The organism is Sulfurimonas sp. (assembly GCF_041563495.1).
Classification (GTDB): domain Bacteria; phylum Campylobacterota; class Campylobacteria; order Campylobacterales; family Sulfurimonadaceae; genus Sulfurimonas.
On record NZ_JBFFMZ010000013.1, the window covers coordinates 32,930 to 50,154 of the forward strand.

The 17,225-nt window shown below is 35.2% G+C and carries 17 protein-coding genes; 11 read left to right on the forward strand and 6 right to left on the reverse strand.

The annotated features are described in order from the left end of the window. Nucleotide 1: 1 nt before the first annotated feature. The gene (locus tag ABYK18_RS11105; protein WP_373036744.1) at nucleotides 2–2,545 is read right to left on the reverse strand and encodes a putative bifunctional diguanylate cyclase/phosphodiesterase; all 2,544 of its coding nucleotides are present in this window, start codon (nucleotides 2,543–2,545) and stop codon (nucleotides 2–4) included. 159 nt (nucleotides 2,546–2,704) lie between these two features. On the opposite strand from ABYK18_RS11105, the gene ABYK18_RS11110 reads away from it, so the two are divergent. Then, nucleotides 2,705–4,102 (forward strand): MBL fold metallo-hydrolase RNA specificity domain-containing protein, encoded by a 1,398-nt coding sequence (locus tag ABYK18_RS11110; protein ID WP_373036745.1) that lies wholly within the window; start codon nucleotides 2,705–2,707, stop codon nucleotides 4,100–4,102. Nucleotides 4,103–4,250: 148 nt separating this feature from the next. Further along, nucleotides 4,251–6,044, forward strand: a complete 1,794-nt coding sequence (gene dsbD / locus ABYK18_RS11115; RefSeq protein ID WP_373036746.1) for a protein-disulfide reductase DsbD — start codon at nucleotides 4,251–4,253, stop codon at nucleotides 6,042–6,044. A 3-nt stretch (nucleotides 6,045–6,047) separates the two neighbouring features. On the opposite strand, the gene ABYK18_RS11120 is transcribed toward dsbD, so the two are convergent. Genes ABYK18_RS11120 through ABYK18_RS11140 form a run of 5 tightly spaced genes read right to left on the reverse strand, consistent with a single transcriptional unit; the run spans nucleotide 6,048 to nucleotide 10,178 of the window. Next, nucleotides 6,048–6,779, reverse strand: a complete 732-nt coding sequence (locus ABYK18_RS11120) for an acyl-ACP--UDP-N- acetylglucosamine O-acyltransferase (protein WP_373036747.1) — start codon at nucleotides 6,777–6,779, stop codon at nucleotides 6,048–6,050. Next, on the reverse strand, nucleotides 6,769–7,680 hold the full coding sequence (locus ABYK18_RS11125; protein ID WP_373036748.1) for a Gfo/Idh/MocA family protein: 912 nt from the start codon (nucleotides 7,678–7,680) through the stop codon (nucleotides 6,769–6,771). Before ABYK18_RS11125 ends, ABYK18_RS11120 begins: the two co-directional genes overlap by 11 nt. Beyond that, nucleotides 7,680–8,774 carry a DegT/DnrJ/EryC1/StrS family aminotransferase gene (locus ABYK18_RS11130; RefSeq protein ID WP_373036749.1) on the reverse strand — a complete coding sequence of 365 codons (1,095 nt, stop codon included), beginning with the start codon at nucleotides 8,772–8,774 and terminating at the stop codon, nucleotides 7,680–7,682. Before ABYK18_RS11130 ends, ABYK18_RS11125 begins: the two co-directional genes overlap by 1 nt. After that, nucleotides 8,764–9,819, reverse strand: a complete 1,056-nt coding sequence (gene lpxB, locus ABYK18_RS11135; protein WP_373036750.1) for a lipid-A-disaccharide synthase — start codon at nucleotides 9,817–9,819, stop codon at nucleotides 8,764–8,766. The genes ABYK18_RS11130 and lpxB overlap by 11 nt, the downstream gene beginning before the upstream one ends. Then, nucleotides 9,816–10,178 carry a cytochrome c gene (locus tag ABYK18_RS11140; protein WP_373036751.1) on the reverse strand — a complete coding sequence of 121 codons (363 nt, stop codon included), beginning with the start codon at nucleotides 10,176–10,178 and terminating at the stop codon, nucleotides 9,816–9,818. The genes lpxB and ABYK18_RS11140 overlap by 4 nt, the downstream gene beginning before the upstream one ends. Before the next feature lie 180 nt (nucleotides 10,179–10,358). On the opposite strand from ABYK18_RS11140, the gene ABYK18_RS11145 reads away from it, so the two are divergent. The 9 genes from ABYK18_RS11145 to ABYK18_RS11185 all read left to right on the forward strand — a co-directional run. Continuing rightward, a complete protein-coding gene (locus ABYK18_RS11145) occupies nucleotides 10,359–10,547 on the forward strand; it encodes a hypothetical protein (RefSeq protein ID WP_373036752.1) in 189 nt (62 codons plus the stop codon). Nucleotides 10,548–10,584: 37 nt separating this feature from the next. After that, complete coding sequence (locus ABYK18_RS11150) at nucleotides 10,585–11,841, forward strand: M48 family metallopeptidase (RefSeq protein ID WP_373036753.1); 1,257 nt, start codon at nucleotides 10,585–10,587, stop codon at nucleotides 11,839–11,841. Next, a complete protein-coding gene (gene prmC, locus ABYK18_RS11155; RefSeq protein WP_373036754.1) occupies nucleotides 11,823–12,653 on the forward strand; it encodes a peptide chain release factor N(5)-glutamine methyltransferase in 831 nt (276 codons plus the stop codon). The genes ABYK18_RS11150 and prmC overlap by 19 nt, the downstream gene beginning before the upstream one ends. A 13-nt stretch (nucleotides 12,654–12,666) precedes the next feature. Beyond that, complete coding sequence (locus ABYK18_RS11160) at nucleotides 12,667–13,146, forward strand: DUF4149 domain-containing protein (protein WP_373036755.1); 480 nt, start codon at nucleotides 12,667–12,669, stop codon at nucleotides 13,144–13,146. 141 nt (nucleotides 13,147–13,287) lie between these two features. Next, complete coding sequence (locus ABYK18_RS11165; RefSeq protein WP_373036756.1) at nucleotides 13,288–13,995, forward strand: nitrous oxide reductase accessory protein NosL; 708 nt, start codon at nucleotides 13,288–13,290, stop codon at nucleotides 13,993–13,995. Nucleotides 13,996–14,101: 106 nt separating this feature from the next. Next, entirely contained in the window at nucleotides 14,102–15,199 is a 1,098-nt protein-coding gene (locus ABYK18_RS11170; RefSeq protein ID WP_373036757.1) for a nitrous oxide reductase accessory protein NosL, read from the forward strand. Beyond that, nucleotides 15,192–15,515 carry a hypothetical protein gene (locus ABYK18_RS11175; RefSeq protein ID WP_373036758.1) on the forward strand — a complete coding sequence of 108 codons (324 nt, stop codon included), beginning with the start codon at nucleotides 15,192–15,194 and terminating at the stop codon, nucleotides 15,513–15,515. Before ABYK18_RS11170 ends, ABYK18_RS11175 begins: the two co-directional genes overlap by 8 nt. After that, entirely contained in the window at nucleotides 15,505–16,689 is a 1,185-nt protein-coding gene (locus ABYK18_RS11180) for an ABC transporter permease (protein WP_373036759.1), read from the forward strand. Before ABYK18_RS11175 ends, ABYK18_RS11180 begins: the two co-directional genes overlap by 11 nt. Next, a partial coding sequence (locus ABYK18_RS11185) for an ABC transporter ATP-binding protein (protein ID WP_373036760.1) occupies nucleotides 16,686–17,225 on the forward strand: 540 nt, incomplete at its 3' end. The genes ABYK18_RS11180 and ABYK18_RS11185, both read left to right, overlap by 4 nt.

Sequence of the window (17,225 nt, forward strand, 5' to 3'; positions counted from 1 at the left end):
ACTACTTTTTGAAATCAGGGCTTGGTTTACCTATGTGGTAACCTTGCATAAAATCTATTCCAATCTCTTTAAGAGTTTGGACGATTTCATCATCCTCTACAAACTCGGCAACTGTTTTTACTTTTAGCATCTGTGCCAAAGTTACGATACTTTGGACAAAAGCTCTGTCTTTTTCATCTTTATTGATGTTTAATATAAATTCACCGTCTATCTTCAGGAAGTCGATAGGAAATTTTTTAATATAGTGAAAAGATGAGAAGCCTGAGCCAAAATCATCGATAGCAAATTTAAAGCCTTCAAATTTTAGATTTTGAACAAACTTTTCAAGTACAGAGAAGTTTTTAACTGTTTCTCTCTCTGTTATCTCAAATATTACATTTGATTTTTCAACTCCATACCTATACACCAGTTCGATTACTTTATTTACAAAATCTCCGACAATCAATGATTTTGGAGAGAGATTTATAAAAATATAGCCTTCATAGTTTTCATCATGAATTTTCTTGAAAGCATTCTCGATTACCATAAGGTCCATCTTTGTTATAAGACTCATTTGTTCAGCCGTTTCAATAAACTCATAAGCAGACATCAGTTTATTGTCTATGACTATACGCATGAGCAATTCGTGAATAATTATACTGCTATCGTCTACCGATTGTATAGGCTGAAAATACGGCACAATATTATTGTTGCTGATAGCTTCAAGCAACATTGATGATCTTTCTTTTTGTTCTTTTAATAATGAGAGTATTTCATAGTCTTGAGGAATTCGTATAGCATTTTTTCCTTCTTCTTTTGCTTTGTACATCATACTGTCTGCAATAACAAAAAGTTCTTTTTGAGTTGTTGAATGATCTGGATATATGGCAATGCCGATTGAAGCAGTTACTCCTATCTGTGTGCCGTCAGGTGTAGTAAGAGAAAAATCCTCTACTGTTTTAGAGATTCTATTTGAAATTGCAACAGCACCGTTAAGATCGCATTCTGGAAGTATGATGGTAAACTCATCGCCGCCATATCTGGATAAAATATCTTCTTCTCTTTTTGTGTCAGAGAGAAGTTTTGCAAAAGCTTGTAAAAACTGATCGCCAAAAGCATGTCCATAGCGGTCATTGATCGGTTTAAAGTTGTCACAGTCAATCATCATCAATCCAAAAGGATATTCATGACGTTTTGCACGTTTTATCTCATACTCCATCATATCAATGAAGATACGTTGGTTTAATAATCCTGTAAGTGGATCATGAGCTGCATAATATTCAAGATCATTGGTATATTTGTTTATAGCTTTTACAGATCCTACAAGGTTTGCCATTGTAGTTAAGATGCTGTCAATAACGATGTTCTTTATAGGATCTTTTACAATATCCGCTTGAACACTAATACCTACAATACCACCAATTTTTGGTGTATCGAGAAAAAGTGATTTTGTTTGGTGTTGTATATCTTCTATAATGATGTCTTGTACGCATATATTATAATTGGTAATGCTATGTACAATTCTTAGTTCGCTTATATTTTCAAAGTGCTGGTTTTGTTCTATGGATTCTTTTATAAATTTTTCAAGTTCTTTTTCAACTTTTTTACTCGGTATACCATGCCAAAAGACATCAATCTCAAACTGGTCATCACCGACTCTAAACATAGTCATTAGTGTATATGTCTGCATAATTTTATTTATATCGTTTAAAAGTTCGCGGATAACTTCTTTCCAATCTTTTACAATTTCAGAAGTTATAATAAATTTATCTAAAAGTTGTACTTCAAACTCAAGTATGTCTTTATCTACCGCAATTGACTTTAGCTTGTTTGTTAATATGTTGACGTTGTTTATAATATTATTAAGCTCATCAAATTCCAAATCAACTTCCGTGATGTCAAAATTTTTAAACTCTCTTACTGTATTTGTTTGTGACACCTTGGTATTAAAGGTTGCAAGAGCCATATCTATTTTTTTAGACATATATCTTGATATAAAATATGTAATAAGCATTACCAATGGGATGATTGTTAAAAAGAAATATATGTAATCAAGAAGAGTTGCATGTATAATGTTTATAAGATTTTGTTCAATATCTATAATCCCAAGAGTATCTCCAACTTGTACATTTGTGTGGCAAGTCAAACACTCTTGTTTCGCTATTAGGGGCTGTATGTTTCTTATTGTGGAATTTTCCGTGGTTCGTAAAGCTTTACCGCTTGAGAGAACTTCTCTGAGTGAGCTGTCATTTAAAACTTGGTGCCTTGCTCCAAACTGCTCTATGACCTTTTGACTTCGGTATATGTTTATAGAGTAATTGCTATGATTGAAACTTTTTTTAATAGAGTCTGAAAAATCATTTAATTCTTTTGTTGACCAGCCTTTTTTCATCACCTGATACATAGAAGCAAAAACTTGTTGTGACACGGCATCTGCATGTTTGTAAGCCTCTTCTTTTGCTAGAGACGTATGCAGGTACGTAGTAAATGCAAATATAATAATGAGAAGTAAAGTCAATAATAAAGCATTTGTGGAAAATATAAAATTTTTGAGTGTTTTTTTCATGGATAAATTATAGTCTGTTTTTCTTAAAAATAATTTATTTTTTCAGTAAAATTATGTGATAATATGTGAATAAATTAAATAGAATCAATTAATGAACTTTTTTCCATAAATTATGGAATGAAAAGTTATGATTATATTTAAGAAATTGGGAGGTACATTATGAACAGCGTTACATCATACGGAGCAGCCGGAATGGTTACTGGTTCTTGCCACCTAGTAAAGCTGGGACCTATTCAAATACTAATAGACTGCGGAATGTTTCAAGGACTTGGCGATAGTGAAAGAAACTATGAACCGTTTGGTTTTGATCCTGCAGAGATTGATTTTCTCATAATAACTCATGCTCATCTTGACCATATAGGAAGGGTTCCAAAACTTGTTAAAGAAGGATTCAACGGTAAGATTATAGCAACACAGCCGACTAAAGACATAGCAAATATAATGTTATTGGACAGTGCAAAAATTCTCAAAGAAGAGTATAAGACTCTTAGAAGAAAAGCTAAACGTCACGGTGATGAAGAGCGTATTATGGAACCGTTATATACAGAAGATCATGTAAAAGAGGTATTTTTAAAAAGATGGCATGTATTAGAATATTTTGAAAAACATAAACTTCCAAAGCGTATAAAGGTCACACTGGGAAATGCGGGTCATATTATGGGAAGTGCTTTTGTTATGATAGATTATGTAGAAGATAAAACTACAAAGCGTGTTGTTTTTTCAGGAGATATAGGAAGCAAACACCGTTTAATTATAGATCCGCTGGATAATATGCACGAGGGCGATACACTGTTTATAGAATCGACATACGGTGATAGAGTACATAGACCGATCAAAGAGAGTGTTAAGCAGTTTAAACAGAGTGTAATAACAACTCTAAAGAGAAACGGCAATGTCATTATTCCTTCATTTGCACTAGAGCGTACCCAAGAGATATTATGGCTGCTGCATGAGATGTTTCACAACAATGAATTGCCAAGATGCCGTGTTTTTCTTGATAGTCCCTTAGCAATTAAAGCTACAAGATTATATAACAAATATCCTGTTCATCTAAGTGATGAAGTTGAATATCAAACCTTAGGTGACGGTGACCCGTTTTCATTTGCATCTCTTGAGAGTATTTCTACAAGGGAAGAATCTCGTATGATAAACAAAGTTAAAGAACGTACAATTATCATAGCAGGAAGCGGGATGTGTCACGGAGGTCGAGTTATGCATCATCTAAAACATCGACTTTGGAACAATAATAACACCATTATATTTGTCGGTTTTCAAGTTGAAGGAACTTTGGGGCGAAGTATCATAGATGGTGATGAATATGTAAAAATATACGGTGAAGAGATTGTTGTTAAAGCTCAGATAGAAACTATAAACGGATTTTCCGCTCACGCAGACCAAAGTGATTTAATAGAGTGGATAGATAATTTCACAGAGTTGAAGAATCTATATCTTATTCATGGGGAAGCTGAGAAAATGGAAATCTTCGGCAAGGTAATCAAAGACAGACTAAACCATGAAGCAAAGATAATGGAATACGGAGTCTCTGTTAAACTATAATTTAAAAAAACAATAGCAACTTTTTAGTTGCTAAAATTTGTAACAGTTTTGTGATTATGTAACTAAGAGGATGTAAATATCACAAAAGACAATAAATGTCACATTTTTATTAGTTATAATAATTTAATCATTTTAATAGGTCACATATATGAAAAAACTCCTTTTACTACTTTTTACTTCAAGTATTATTGTATTGGCATCTCCTAAATTTTTGATGCCAGAAGAAGCATTTATTCCAGAGGCTAAAATTAATTCTGAGATGCAGATAGAAGCTACTCTTCATATTGCTAAAGATATTTATGTTTATGAGCAGCAGTTGAAGTTAGAAGTTAAAGAGGGAAGTGGTGTATCCATAGCTAAAATAGACGGACCGAAAAGTGTTGAACATCATGAAGAGAAGGTTTTTTTAGAGTCTCCTAGTTTTATAATAACTTTGCAAAAAGAAGCTGATGTCACAGGCAGTAAAAATATAGAGTTTAGTTTTTCTTATCAGGGTTGTTCAGAAAAAGGTCTTTGTTATGAACCTCTTACTAAAATATATAACTTTGATATTGAGACAGCTAAATTAAGTGTCTCGTCTTCAAAAAAACCAGAATTAAAAAGCCTGAACGTTAAAAAACTCCAAACACAAAAAACTAATGAGGTCAAACCTCTAAAAGAAGAGAAGTCTGAGACGGATGCAATCGCCGATACTATTAAATCGGGAAATATTTTTATTATTCTTTTGACATTTTTAGGTTTTGGATTACTTCTTTCACTTACCCCGTGTGTTTTTCCTATGATACCTATTATCTCTGGAGTTATTATTTCTCAGGGTGACGCTATAACTACTAAAAAAGCCTTTGTGCTTTCTCTAGTCTACGTACTTGCAATGGCAGTTGCATATACTATTGCCGGGGTTTTAGCAGGTCTTTTCGGTGCAAACTTACAAGCTGCCCTTCAAACTCCTTGGGTCATTTACTCGTTTTCAGGAGTTTTTATAGCTCTTGCTCTGAGTATGTTTGGTTTTTATGAACTGAAATTACCGGATTCTTTAGTCGCAAAAGTAAGCGCTTCGCAGCATCATAGCGGATATATTGGCGTAGCAATAATGGGCTTTTTGTCAGCCTTGATCGTCGGTCCTTGTGTTGCCGCTCCACTTGCGGGTGCATTGGTTTATATAGGTCAGACAGGAGATGCAGTTCTTGGCGGAATGGCTCTTTTTTCTATGAGTGTAGGTATGGGAATACCGCTTATAATAGTCGGTGTCAGTGCAGGTAAATTTATGCCTAAGCCTGGCGCATGGATGACTATGGTAAGTGCAATCTTTGGTGTTATGATGCTCTTTGTTGCCGTGTGGATGCTAGAGCGCGTTGCAGATGTTTATATAACTATGCTTTTATACTCTATGATTGGCATAGGTTTTGCCATCTATCTGGGTACTTTTGACAAAGATTCGCATATCTTTAAAAGAAGTGTTGCCGTGATAATGTTTATCTATTCCGTCGCTCTTTTTATAGGTGTTTTAGGCGGTTCAAAAAGTATGCTTATGCCGTTGTCGTTTTTAAAACCGCAAGTAGTTTCCACTGCAAGTAAAGTAGAGAGTAGACACGCAGAATTTGTTAGAATAACTTCAATTGCAGAACTGGATGAGCTTTTGTCCAAACACAAAGGCAAAAAGATAATGCTGGATTTTTATGCTGATTGGTGTACTTCATGCAAAGAGCTGGAAGAAGTTACTTTTGCAGATGAAAACGTTAAAAATAAGATGGATGAGTTTGTCTTAATTCAAGCGGATGTAACAGACAATAAACAAGAGCAAAAAGATTTAAGTAAAAAGTATGGAGTATTCGGTCCGCCGGCGATACTGTTTTTTGATGAGAACTCTGAAGTCATAAAGTCTAAGACAATTATAGGTTTTATGGAACCCCAAGAGTTCTTGGCTCATTTGAATAAACTCTGAAGATTAAATATTACTCGTTGATATAAAAGAAGCAAATTTTCTTGCGTATTCGTTTTCGTGTTTCTTTGCGATGTCAGATGCCAGCTCTTTATCTACGACATCTCCCAGAATTTGTTTAAAAATTGTTTTGATTTTTTCTATGTCATCTTTATCTTGCAGTCTTCTTCTTAGACCAACTACATTCAGGCCTTTGATTGTTGCTTTATTACCTTCTACCAGAGTAAAAGGAGGTATATCACGGTCCACACAAGAAGCACCGCCAATCATAACACCTGTTCCTACAGTATTACCTGCTTCTATCGTACTTAAACCGCCGACTATTACCCTGTCTTCACATACTACATCTTCATTGACTCTAACTGCATTTGTAAGAATACAAAACTCTCCTGTAGAAGCCCCGCTCAATATCTGAACATATCCCATAAGAAAATTATTTGCACCGATAGTTATTTTTTTATTTGTACCGTCTTCACCCTCTTGAGCGCCTATTTGTGAAAACTCTCTTACGTGAGTTTTTTCACCTATCTCAATATCTGAGTTGTCATTTCCTATAGCAGTAAAACTAAATATTCTTACATCTTCATCGACTACAAGTTTACCCTTGAGAATTACATTTGATTCTAGGATGCATCCTGATTTCAACTCTACATTTTTGCCTATGTTGCAAAACGGTCCTATAGTCACATTGTCTGCTATTTTAGCACCGTCTTCGATTATTGAAGTCTCATGAATCATTTGCAATCTCCAGTGTAATAATACTGTCTTCCACAGTTGCTAAAGAACCGTTGTCACCGGTCTCTAAATAGTTTATAAATGCTTCAAGTTCGTCTTGCAGAGCATTGCTTCTGGCAACAAAACAGTTTCTTGTCGTGTGTGAAGAAGCATCTATGTTTATTCTCTCTTTTAATGTTTGAGATATCAAGTCGGCTTCAAAGTATTTTACTTTGCTTGTCGCATCTACTCTACAAGCTACTGCTATACTTCTTTTTCTGTACGGAGTAAGCCAGTTTGTAGTGATATCTCCTACTACCTCACCTTCAAGTTCAAAAGCCAAGATGGCGTTGTCTTCGTGAGTTTTATGAATTTTTTGAGACTTAAATACTGCACTCTTAACTATGTTTTTTTGAGTGATAAATCTTATCAGGTCACTGTCATGAACGGATAAATCAGTTAAAATTCCAACGTCTGCTATTCTCTGTGGAAATGCTCCGCTTCGAGTGATAGAGATAGAAAGAATCTCATGTCCTGATATCTCGTTTATAAGAGCTTTTACTACAGGATTATATCTCTCTATATGACCTACACAACTCTTAAGAGCTTTTTCTTTGATCGCTTCTGCCATTACTTTTGCATCTGCAACACTTGAAGCTGCCGGTTTTTCTATAAACATGTGAACATCATATTTTGCACATAAAAGAGCTGTCTCTTTATGTAAAAATGTAGGTGTTACAATGATAACGGCATCAGGTTTAGTCTCAACGAGCATGGTTTCAAAGTCCGTATAAAACGGTTCTTCGTATTCATTGCTGTGGTTAACGTCGCACAATCCTACGACATTTGCTTTTTTAATATTTTTTAGAGTGTTATAATGGTTTTTGCCCATTACACCCAAGCCGACAATAGCTATATTTTGCATTATTCGCCTTTAATGGTTTTAACAATAAAATCTTGTTGTTGTTCTGTAAGATATGGACTCATAGGAAGTGACATGATTTGTGTCGAGACTTCCTCGCTTATTGGAAAATCACCCTCTTTGTATCCAAGATTTACAAATGCTTCTTGCAGGTGCAATGGGACAGGATAGTGTACGGCACTCGGAATATCTTGTGCCTTCAGTTTTTCTACCATTGCTTCTCTATCTTTAACTCTGATAGAATATTGTGCAAATACGCTTATGTTATCCTCAGCTATCTTTGGAGTGATCACATCTGCATCTTCAAGTAAGTCATTATATCTTGAACCTATCTCATCACGAGCTTTTACTTCTTTGTCAAAGTGTTTTAACTTGACGTTTAGTACTGCAGCTTGAACGGCATCCAAACGACCGTTAATACCAATGTATTTATGCTTATATCTTTCGTTTTGACCATGATTAAGCAGCATTCTCATTTTTGTGGCAAGTTCATCATCATTTGTAAAGATTGCTCCACCGTCTCCGTAAGCACCAAGAGGTTTAGACGGGAAGAAACTTGTACAACCTATAGTTGAAAGGTTACATGATTTTTTACCGTTGTATGTAGCACCAAAGCTTTGACAAGCATCTTCTATAACAGGAAGATCATGTTTTGTAGCAATTTCGTTTATAGCTTCCATATTCGCACATTGACCATAAAGTGAAACAGGAATAATAGCTTTAGTTCTATCTGAAATAACATTTTCAATTTTGCTTGGGTCTATGTTGTAACTCTCTTCATCAATATCAACAAAAACAGGTTTTGCTCCCAAAAAAGCTATAACTTCAGCAGTTGCAATAAATGTAAAAGGAGTTGTAATGACTTCATCACCGTAACCGATATCCAAAGCCATAAGAGAGAGTAAAAGAGCATCTGTCCCGCTACTGCAACCGATAGCATGTTTAGCTCCGGTGTAAGCAGCCAGACTTTTTTCAAGATTGTTTAGTTTTTCTCCTCCGATGAATTGAGCCGAACTGAATACCTCTAAAACTTCACTGTCTATCTCTTTTTGATACTCTAAATATTGTGCTTGTAAATCTATAAAATTAATTTTCATTTGTGTCCTCTATAATTGCTGCTATGTTCTTTGAACTGCCGTGTTTTAAGTAAGCCCTTAGATTTTTTGAATCATCTAAAAATGTGCTTCTGTCATACTCATTAAAAGCTTTGATGAGATTATCCGCCGTTACATCCTCTTGAATAAATTCAGGATGCATGTCTCTGTCATTAAACTGTGTAAACATGATATTGCTAAGTCCTATATGACTTAGTTTTACAAGTTTAGACGCAATGAAGTAGTCCAATGGTTTTGCAATGTAGCTAAGCACAAAAGGAGTACCTATGAGTGCTGCTTCTAGTGTTGCCGTTCCACTGCAGATAAATGCAAAATCCGCTTCATAAAGAGTTTTATGCGCATCATGAGCTATTTTAAAATCCAAAAGGTTACCATAAAGCTCTTTGATATCTTCTTTTGTGAAGTGCTTTGGAATTATGATAGTCGATTCAAGCCCAAGTTTTAGGCTTACTTCTTTAAAAATCGGCATAAGTTTTTTTATCTCACCCTTGCGGCTTCCAGGCATAAAAGCGATCTTTTTTGCGTCACTGTTGAGCTCTTGCTTGTAATCTTTGATAATATCAAGAAGCGGATGTCCGACATAAGTTATGGGAGCGTTTTTAGAGTAGTAATCTTTCTCAAACGGAAGTATAGATGCCAAGTGATCTATGGTACGCTCAAGTACAGGGATGCGTTTTTTCTTCCATGCCCAGGCTTGAGGTAAAATGTAGTAGATTATCTCTTTGTCCGGAAATCTTTTTTTGATTTTTTTAGCCAGGGGCAGGTTAAAGCCAGATGAGTCTATAAGCAAGACTTTGTCCGCTTTTTGAGCTAAGTCTACCATCTGAGCATTCAGCTTAAAAAAGTAGCGCAGTTTTTTCATGGCATCTACAAAACCCATGATAGCAAGACTTCTAAGGTCTACTATAGAATCGCCCAGTTCACTGTCAAATATTCCGATAAACTCTACATTTGGACTTAACTCTTTTTTTAAAGACTTCAGATGCATGTTTGCAGAGTGCTCTAATGCACTAACTAATACTTTCATGAACCGCCGTCTCCTTGTACTTGAAAGCTGTCGTCATATCTGTCTCCATTGTTTTCTTCAACAAAATTTGTCATAAAAGTAGTTAAGTTTTTTATATCTTCATCGCTTAGAGATTCAGCAAATGCTATCATCATCTCTTGTTGCTGATTGTCTGATTTTTTATCGCGAAATCTCTTTAGTTTGTAAGTCAAAAAACCTTGAGCCCGATTTGCAAGGCGGGGATACATATGCATTCCCTCGAGTTTCATCCCGTGACAGGAAAAACAGCCCCTCTCTAAGTATAGTTTTTTACCAAGATTGTACGATGAAGATGCATTTGCAAATACAAAAGTTAAAAAAACGACCAATAAAAAACGCAACCAAAAAACCTCTATATTTGTAATTGTGCAATTATATCAAAATCATTGGTAACTATATAAACTAAAAAAACAGATACTTAAATATTTTTTTTAGTTTGATTATGCTTATGTTATATAAAATTAATCTGCTATTATCCTAATAATAAATATAAGCATTTAAAACGATGCAAAGGAGATAAAATGAATGAACCAAATTTAGAAAACATTGATGATTATTATGCATTGCAGGGAGAAAAGAAGAAAGTTGTCTTTGCCATTGTGATATCTAGTCTGATTATGGGTGTTGTTTATGCGGTATCTATGAGTCTTTATACTCCTGAGGAACCGACTTCAATTGATAAGACATATAAAAAAGTGCCGATGAGATAATTTTGATACAATTACGAAAAAAAATTAAGGTCACAAAATGTTAATGACGGTTGTCGCAATTTATACACTATATGTTTTAATATCAATTTACACCAGCGTAATGCAGATCGGCTATGTAAACTCGGCTAAAAGAAAAAAAGCGGTCTTACTATCAGATGCAGATTTTTTAAAGGCGGGTAACTACGCAGTTGCTAAAGAAAAGATGTCTATAGTGAGTTCATTTATAGACTATCTTATGTTTATAGCTTGGATGGGTTTTGGTATTTCTTATCTCTCAAACAGCATGGTCTTTGAAGATGAGGCGATAATGAATGTTGCCGTTGTTATGGGTTTTATAGTCATTAACTCAGTCATTTCACTGCCTTTTTCATACTATGAGAAGTTCATACTTGATGAGAAGTTCGGTTTTAACAAATCGACTATGGCACAATGGATAAAAGATACGCTTATATCTTTTGTAATGACTCTGATCCTTGGCTCATTGGTAGTATGGGGCATCTATACGATCATCTCAAATTTTGCGCTTTGGTGGCTGTGGAGTTTTGTATTTATCTTTGTTGTGGTCGTACTTATAAATATGCTTTATCCGGCTTTTCGTGCGATGTTTTTTGATAAGCTTACTCCACTTCAAGACGAGAATTTGGATGCCGAGATAAAAACTCTTATGGATAAGACGGGCTTTGTAAGCTCAGGTGTGTTTGTGAGTGATGCTTCTAAGAGAGATGCAAGACTCAATGCCTACTTTGGCGGTTTTGGAAAAGCAAAAAGAGTCGTGCTTTATGACACGCTCATAGAAAAACTCTCTACAAAAGAGCTTCTCGCAGTTTTAGGACATGAACTTGGGCATTTTGCACATGGAGATATTTATAAAAATATAGGTCTTGTCGGTGCTATGCTTTTTGTAATGTTTGGCATCTTTGGAAATCTTCCTGAGTCACTTTATTTAGAGATGGGAATAGCTCCTGCACCGTATCTGCTGATGATACTTTTGATTTTGTTTATGCCTGTTTTAGGTTTTATTATGATGCCCATCATGGGAATAGTCAGTCGCCATAACGAATACGAAGCAGACAAGATGGGAAGCGAATTAGCAGGAAACGGCGGAGCAGTAGAACTTGCAAATGCACTTAAAAAACTTGTAACGGAAAACAAAAGCTTTCCACTTTCGCATCCTATATATATCTTTTTTCACTATACTCATCCGCCGGTTTTAGAGAGATTAAAAGAGCTTGGTGTCGATGTAGGAGATATAGATAAAAGTTCTTTAGAGGGCAAATGCGAAGCAAATATATAGTAAGAGATGTTTTAGCAGAGATCACTTCAGCTTTAAATCCTTTTATTGAGAGAGCTTCAAGAGAGGCACAGCTTCTTTTAATGAAGCATCTTAATAAAGACGAACTTTGGCTTATAACAAACCAAAACTTTGAAGTCCAAGATGTTAAAAAATTATTTGAATGGGTAGAGAGAAGAGCCAAAAATGAGCCCTTTGAATACATTACAAATAGTGTAAGTTTTTACTCTCAGGATTTTTATATAGCCCCCGGTGCTCTTATCCCCCGTCCCGAGACCGAACTTCTCATAGATGAAGTGTTGAAAAATTTTCCTGATACGGATGCAGAGATAACTTTTGCAGAAGTCGGGATAGGCAGTGGCATTATCTCTATAGTGCTTGCCCAACATTACAAAAATGCTAAATTTATTGCCGTTGACATCTCAGAAGCTGCATTAAAAATCGCAAAGACAAATATAGAAAAATTTGAATTAAATAACAGAATCGAACTGCGTCTTGGTTCTCTTTTAGAGCCTATTGATGAAGCTATTGATTATCTTGTCTCAAATCCTCCATACATAGCAAATGAAGTCGTTTTAGAATCAAACCTTTCTTATGAGCCTCAAAACGCGCTGTTTGGCGGAAATGTAGGTGATGAAATCATACAGGACCTACTTGATGAAGTCTTAAGAAGAGAGATTAACTTTTTTACATGTGAGATGGGTTATGACCAAAAGGATAGAATACGTCATTATTTAAAAAACACAGATTTTGAAAGTTTGGAATTTTATAAAGACTATAGCAATTTTGATCGTGGGTTTACATTTAAGAAATAGGGTGGTAACAGCTTTGAGAAAAAGAATTTACATAGATTTTAGTTATTTGATTATGCTTGCGGCTTCTTTTGGCGCTGTTATCGTCCTTGGTGTTATTGTGGCACCTGTTGTTTTTCACTCTGACAAAATCTTGGTAGACACTATCCTGGACCACTATAATTCAGGGATAATCATGGGTGAAGTCTTTCACAGATTCAGCTACTGGCTTTATGTTGTAGCCGTGAGCGTTTCAATCTATGAAGCTGCCATGTATAAAATAGGTCAAAGAGATGCCGTAGCTTTTGCAAGTGCGGTAACGGTAGTCTTTTCCTCTCTTATGTTCAGTGCCGTTTATTCTCCAAAAATATTATCCATGCAAGCCATTGGTCTAGAGGCTACACAAAGCGATACTTTTAAAAATATTCACATAGCAAGCGAACTTGACTTTAAAATCCTAGCTGTAGGTTTACTTGTCCTTTTTGTGCGAAGACTAATGCTTCTTCGTATTTCATAAAACTCTACATTCTTCTGTAATACACCTTCAATTTTCTCTTTTTAAATCATAAGCCACATATTTTAAAAAAATTTCATATATTTAACACTTTTTTAACAAATATTCGATACGATTATGTATATTATAAGAATAGGAGATATTATGAAAAAGATTATTACAGGTGTTTTAATACTTAGTAGTTTAGTTTTTGGTGCTATGGGTGAGGGCAAAGGTAACCCTCAAGATGCTAAGCAGATGAAGATGTTTCAAAGTGTAGATATGAATAAAGCTACAATTATGCAAGGCGGAAATGCAAAGATGTTTTGTCCTGCCTGCGGTATGAATCTTGCGATGTTTTATAAAACAAATCACGCTGCGCATAATGGTGACCATGTAGAGCAGTATTGTTCTCTGCACTGTTTGGTAGAGACAAACATGAAAAACAAAGGTATATTAAAAGATATCATCGTTGTTGATGTTACAACTCTTGAATTCATAGATGCAAGAACTGCTACTTACGTTGTAGGCAGTAGTAAAAAAGGTACAATGAGTATGGTCAGTAAGTATGCTTTTGCTAAAAAAGAAGATGCAGAGAATTTTGCAAAGAAGTTTGGCGGAAAAGTTGAAAACTTTGAAGAGACATATAAGATTGCTTCAAACAGCCTGGAAAAAGAGATGAAGATGATTGCTAAAAAACAGGCAATGATGGCTAAAAAAGGCGAGATGATGTACAACAAGATGTGTAAAAAAACAGATATTAAGTTTAACTCGACTGCCGAGGCAAAAGCATATGTGCAATCAAGTAAAATTTGTGGAGATATGAAAGGTAAAAAACTTCAAGCTGTAGGGTTGTATTTAGGAAAAAGATAGACACTACTATACATTATCAAAGCTATAACTACTATAGCTTTGGTGTTTTTCAAGTTACCATAAATAATTTCAGATAGAATAATACTTCTCTTAATTAAGGAATTTTATGACAACATTAAAAATATTTGCTTTTATAACTCTGCTAATTTTTTCCTCAATAAATCTACATGCAAAAAGCTTTTCCAAAGAAGCGCTAAAAGAGAGCGTTCTTGTCCAAAAAGGGGATGAAAAGCATTGGTGTCCCGTTTGCGGTATGAATCTAAAAATGTTTTACGCAACAAACTACACCGCAAAACTTAAAAATAAAACTCCAAGACAATACTGCTCTATGCGATGTCTGGTTGTAGACAAAGAAGAGTACGGGATAGAAGCTTCGAGTATCAAAGCAGTAGATGCATCTACTCAAAAAATCATAGATGCCAAAAGTGCTTACTATGTTTTAGGTTCCAGAGTAAAAGGGACTATGAGCAAAACAAGTAAACTGGCATTTTCTTCAGAATCTCAGGCAAAAGAATTTACAAAAGAATATGGCGGAAACATAGTCTCTTTTGAAGAAGCGATAAAGTCTGCAAAAGAGACTCTATTTCACGATAATGAGAATATAAAAAAGAAAAAGATTAAAAAAATATACCCTATGGGTGAAAAAATCTTTGAAAAAAAATGCAATAAAGATATAGACGTAAATAACTATATAGAGATTAATGAGTTAAAAGCTGATATACAACATAATAAACTTTGTAAGCCTTTGAAAGAAGGGCACCTTCAAGCTTTAGCCCTTTATCTGTGGGAAGTAAAACGGTTTGGAGATTTGGATGATATCAAGGGTAAAATCCATGTTACTCATGATGAAAAGTGCCCTGTATGCGGAATGTTTGTCTATAAATATCCCAAGTGGGCGGCACAGATTCATTACGGAGATATGCACTACTCATTTGACGGTGTCAAAGATTTGATGAAATATTACTTTGTGCATAAAAAAGGCATCTCTAAAATCCTGGTAACAGACTATTATTCTCAAAAAGCCATAGAGGCAAGAGAGTCTTATTTTGTATTGGGAAGTGATGTTTACGGGCCAATGGGTGATGAACTGATACCTTTTGAGAAACTCTCAGATGCAAAGACATTCAGTATGGATCATAAAGGTGTCAAAGTCTTAAAATTTGAAGCACTTAATGCGGATGAAGTAGATAAACTAGATGAATAGATATCTATACACACCTAAAACACCGCGTCTGCTTTTTATACTTTTTTCTCTTGTCTTTGTTTTTGTCATCGAGAGTTTTTATCTTGGTCTTACAAAGAGTATGAGTCAAGAGAGTAAAAACAAAAGAGAAGAGTTTGTAGCGATAAGCGGCCTTCCTGATTTGGCAATCTCTACGGAAGCTACTTTCATCAGACACAGAAGTATGAGCGACATGTTTTCTATTTACAAGGATGACGGAAGTCTTAGAGAGTACTTTCCTTCCACCTACACCTACTCTCACTCTCATATCATAAACGGACATGTAAATGCGAAGTAAAATAAACTTCTATCTTATAGAATACGCCATTAATGCGATACTGAGACAGAAGTATAAAAGTTTTTTTATAACAACCGTTTTGACACTTCTTATCTTTCTTCTGACAAGCATTTTTTTCATAACCAACTCAATCAAATATGAGTTGAACTCTACCGTAGATGCACTGCCTGAAATAGTAGTCCAAAAGATAAAAGCAGGAAGACATTATGATATAGATGTTGACCTGCAGGGTGAGATACTCGGTATTACAGGTGTCGCAGATGCAGTGGCTCGTGTCTGGGGATATTACTATTTTGAAAATGCAGGTGTAAACTTCTCTGTAGTGGGAGTCGATGAGTTTGAAGCTCAATATAAAAACTCACTAAAAAATGTGGTTAAAAGCGGAGAACTCGGAGAGAGCCAAAACAGTTTCATGGTTGTCGGAAGCGGAGTTAAAAAGACTATGCGTCAAAACTATTACAAAGAGTACTTCAACTTTATAAAACCAGACGGAACTCTAAAAAAGATGGACATTGTAGGCGTCTTTGACGGTGATACTCAGTTAGAATCAAACGATATGATAGTAATGTCAAAAGAGAATGTCAGAGAGATATTTGACATAGAAGAAAATAAAGCTACAGATATAGTCGTTAAGGTGCTAAATCCTGATGAAGTAGCGACCGTAGCAGCTAAGATAAAACTTATCTTTCCAGATAGCAGGATAATCACTAAAAACGATCTTAAAATAAGCTATCAAAACATATTTGACTACAAAAGCGGTATATTTTTAGCACTTTTTATCATCTCACTTTTCACTTTTTTTATAATCATATACGATAAGGCAAGCGGGCTTAGCTCTGAAGAAAAGAGGGAGATAGGAATCCTAAAAGCAATAGGCTGGAAAATAGATGATGTGCTAAAAGAGAAGTTTTACGAAGGGTTTATTATCTCATTTGTTGCTTATATGGCAGGCGTGATTTTGGCATTCGCATTTGTTTACATCTTTCAAGCACCGCTTTTGCAAAATATATTTACGGGTTATTCTCAACTAAAGACATCGTTTGAACTTCCTTTTATCTTTGATGTCCAGACACTCTTTTTAGTATTTTTTCTTAGTGTCCCTGTCTATATTGCAGCGACTATTATCCCTTCATGGAAGACGGCAACTCTGGATGCTGACGAGGTTATAAGATGATAGAGCTAAAAAACATAACAAAAACATACGAGATAAATAAAAATAATGTCATCACGGCACTTAAAGATATAAACTTAAATATAAAAGAGGGTGAAGTTGTAGTCTTAAAAGGTGCAAGCGGTAGCGGAAAGAGCAGTATACTCTCGCTTATTGCGGCGCTTAGCAAACCTACAAGCGGTGAAGTTATCGTAGATGCAAAACACATCTCAAAACTGCCTGACAACTTTGCATCCGAGTACAGAAGAGATAACATTGGTTTTATATTCCAAAAGTACAACCTTATAACTACTCTGAGTGTAAAAGAGAACATTCTGCTTCCTCTTGTCCCTTTAAATCCAGAAGCAGATGCTGCGAGTGAAAAACTTCAACGTGTAATGAACATGTTTAAGATAGAACATAAAGAAAATGCAATCATCAAAAACCTCTCAGGCGGAGAGCAGCAGCGTGTTGCAATCGCAAGAGCAAATGTAAACAACCCTAAAATCATCATAGCAGATGAACCCACGGCAAACCTTGATGAAAAATTATCTCTTCAT

Bases quoted from the DNA above. Each gene is read 5' to 3' on its own strand.
- ABYK18_RS11150 (WP_373036753.1), top strand. From the start codon at position 10,585: ATGTTAATGACGGTTGTCGCAATTTATACACTATATGTTTTAATATCA.
- ABYK18_RS11165 (WP_373036756.1), top strand. From the start codon at position 13,288: ATGAAAAAGATTATTACAGGTGTTTTAATACTTAGTAGTTTAGTTTTT.
- ABYK18_RS11105 (WP_373036744.1), bottom strand. From the start codon at position 2,545: ATGAAAAAAACACTCAAAAATTTTATATTTTCCACAAATGCTTTATTA.
- dsbD (WP_373036746.1), top strand. From the start codon at position 4,251: ATGAAAAAACTCCTTTTACTACTTTTTACTTCAAGTATTATTGTATTG.
- ABYK18_RS11145 (WP_373036752.1), top strand. From the start codon at position 10,359: ATGAATGAACCAAATTTAGAAAACATTGATGATTATTATGCATTGCAG.
- ABYK18_RS11170 (WP_373036757.1), top strand. From the start codon at position 14,102: ATGACAACATTAAAAATATTTGCTTTTATAACTCTGCTAATTTTTTCC.
- prmC (WP_373036754.1), top strand. From the start codon at position 11,823: ATGCGAAGCAAATATATAGTAAGAGATGTTTTAGCAGAGATCACTTCA.
- ABYK18_RS11130 (WP_373036749.1), bottom strand. From the start codon at position 8,774: ATGAAAATTAATTTTATAGATTTACAAGCACAATATTTAGAGTATCAA.
- ABYK18_RS11120 (WP_373036747.1), bottom strand. From the start codon at position 6,779: ATGATTCATGAGACTTCAATAATCGAAGACGGTGCTAAAATAGCAGAC.
- ABYK18_RS11175 (WP_373036758.1), top strand. From the start codon at position 15,192: ATGAATAGATATCTATACACACCTAAAACACCGCGTCTGCTTTTTATA.
- lpxB (WP_373036750.1), bottom strand. From the start codon at position 9,819: ATGAAAGTATTAGTTAGTGCATTAGAGCACTCTGCAAACATGCATCTG.
- ABYK18_RS11110 (WP_373036745.1), top strand. From the start codon at position 2,705: ATGAACAGCGTTACATCATACGGAGCAGCCGGAATGGTTACTGGTTCT.
- ABYK18_RS11125 (WP_373036748.1), bottom strand. From the start codon at position 7,680: ATGCAAAATATAGCTATTGTCGGCTTGGGTGTAATGGGCAAAAACCAT.
- ABYK18_RS11180 (WP_373036759.1), top strand. From the start codon at position 15,505: ATGCGAAGTAAAATAAACTTCTATCTTATAGAATACGCCATTAATGCG.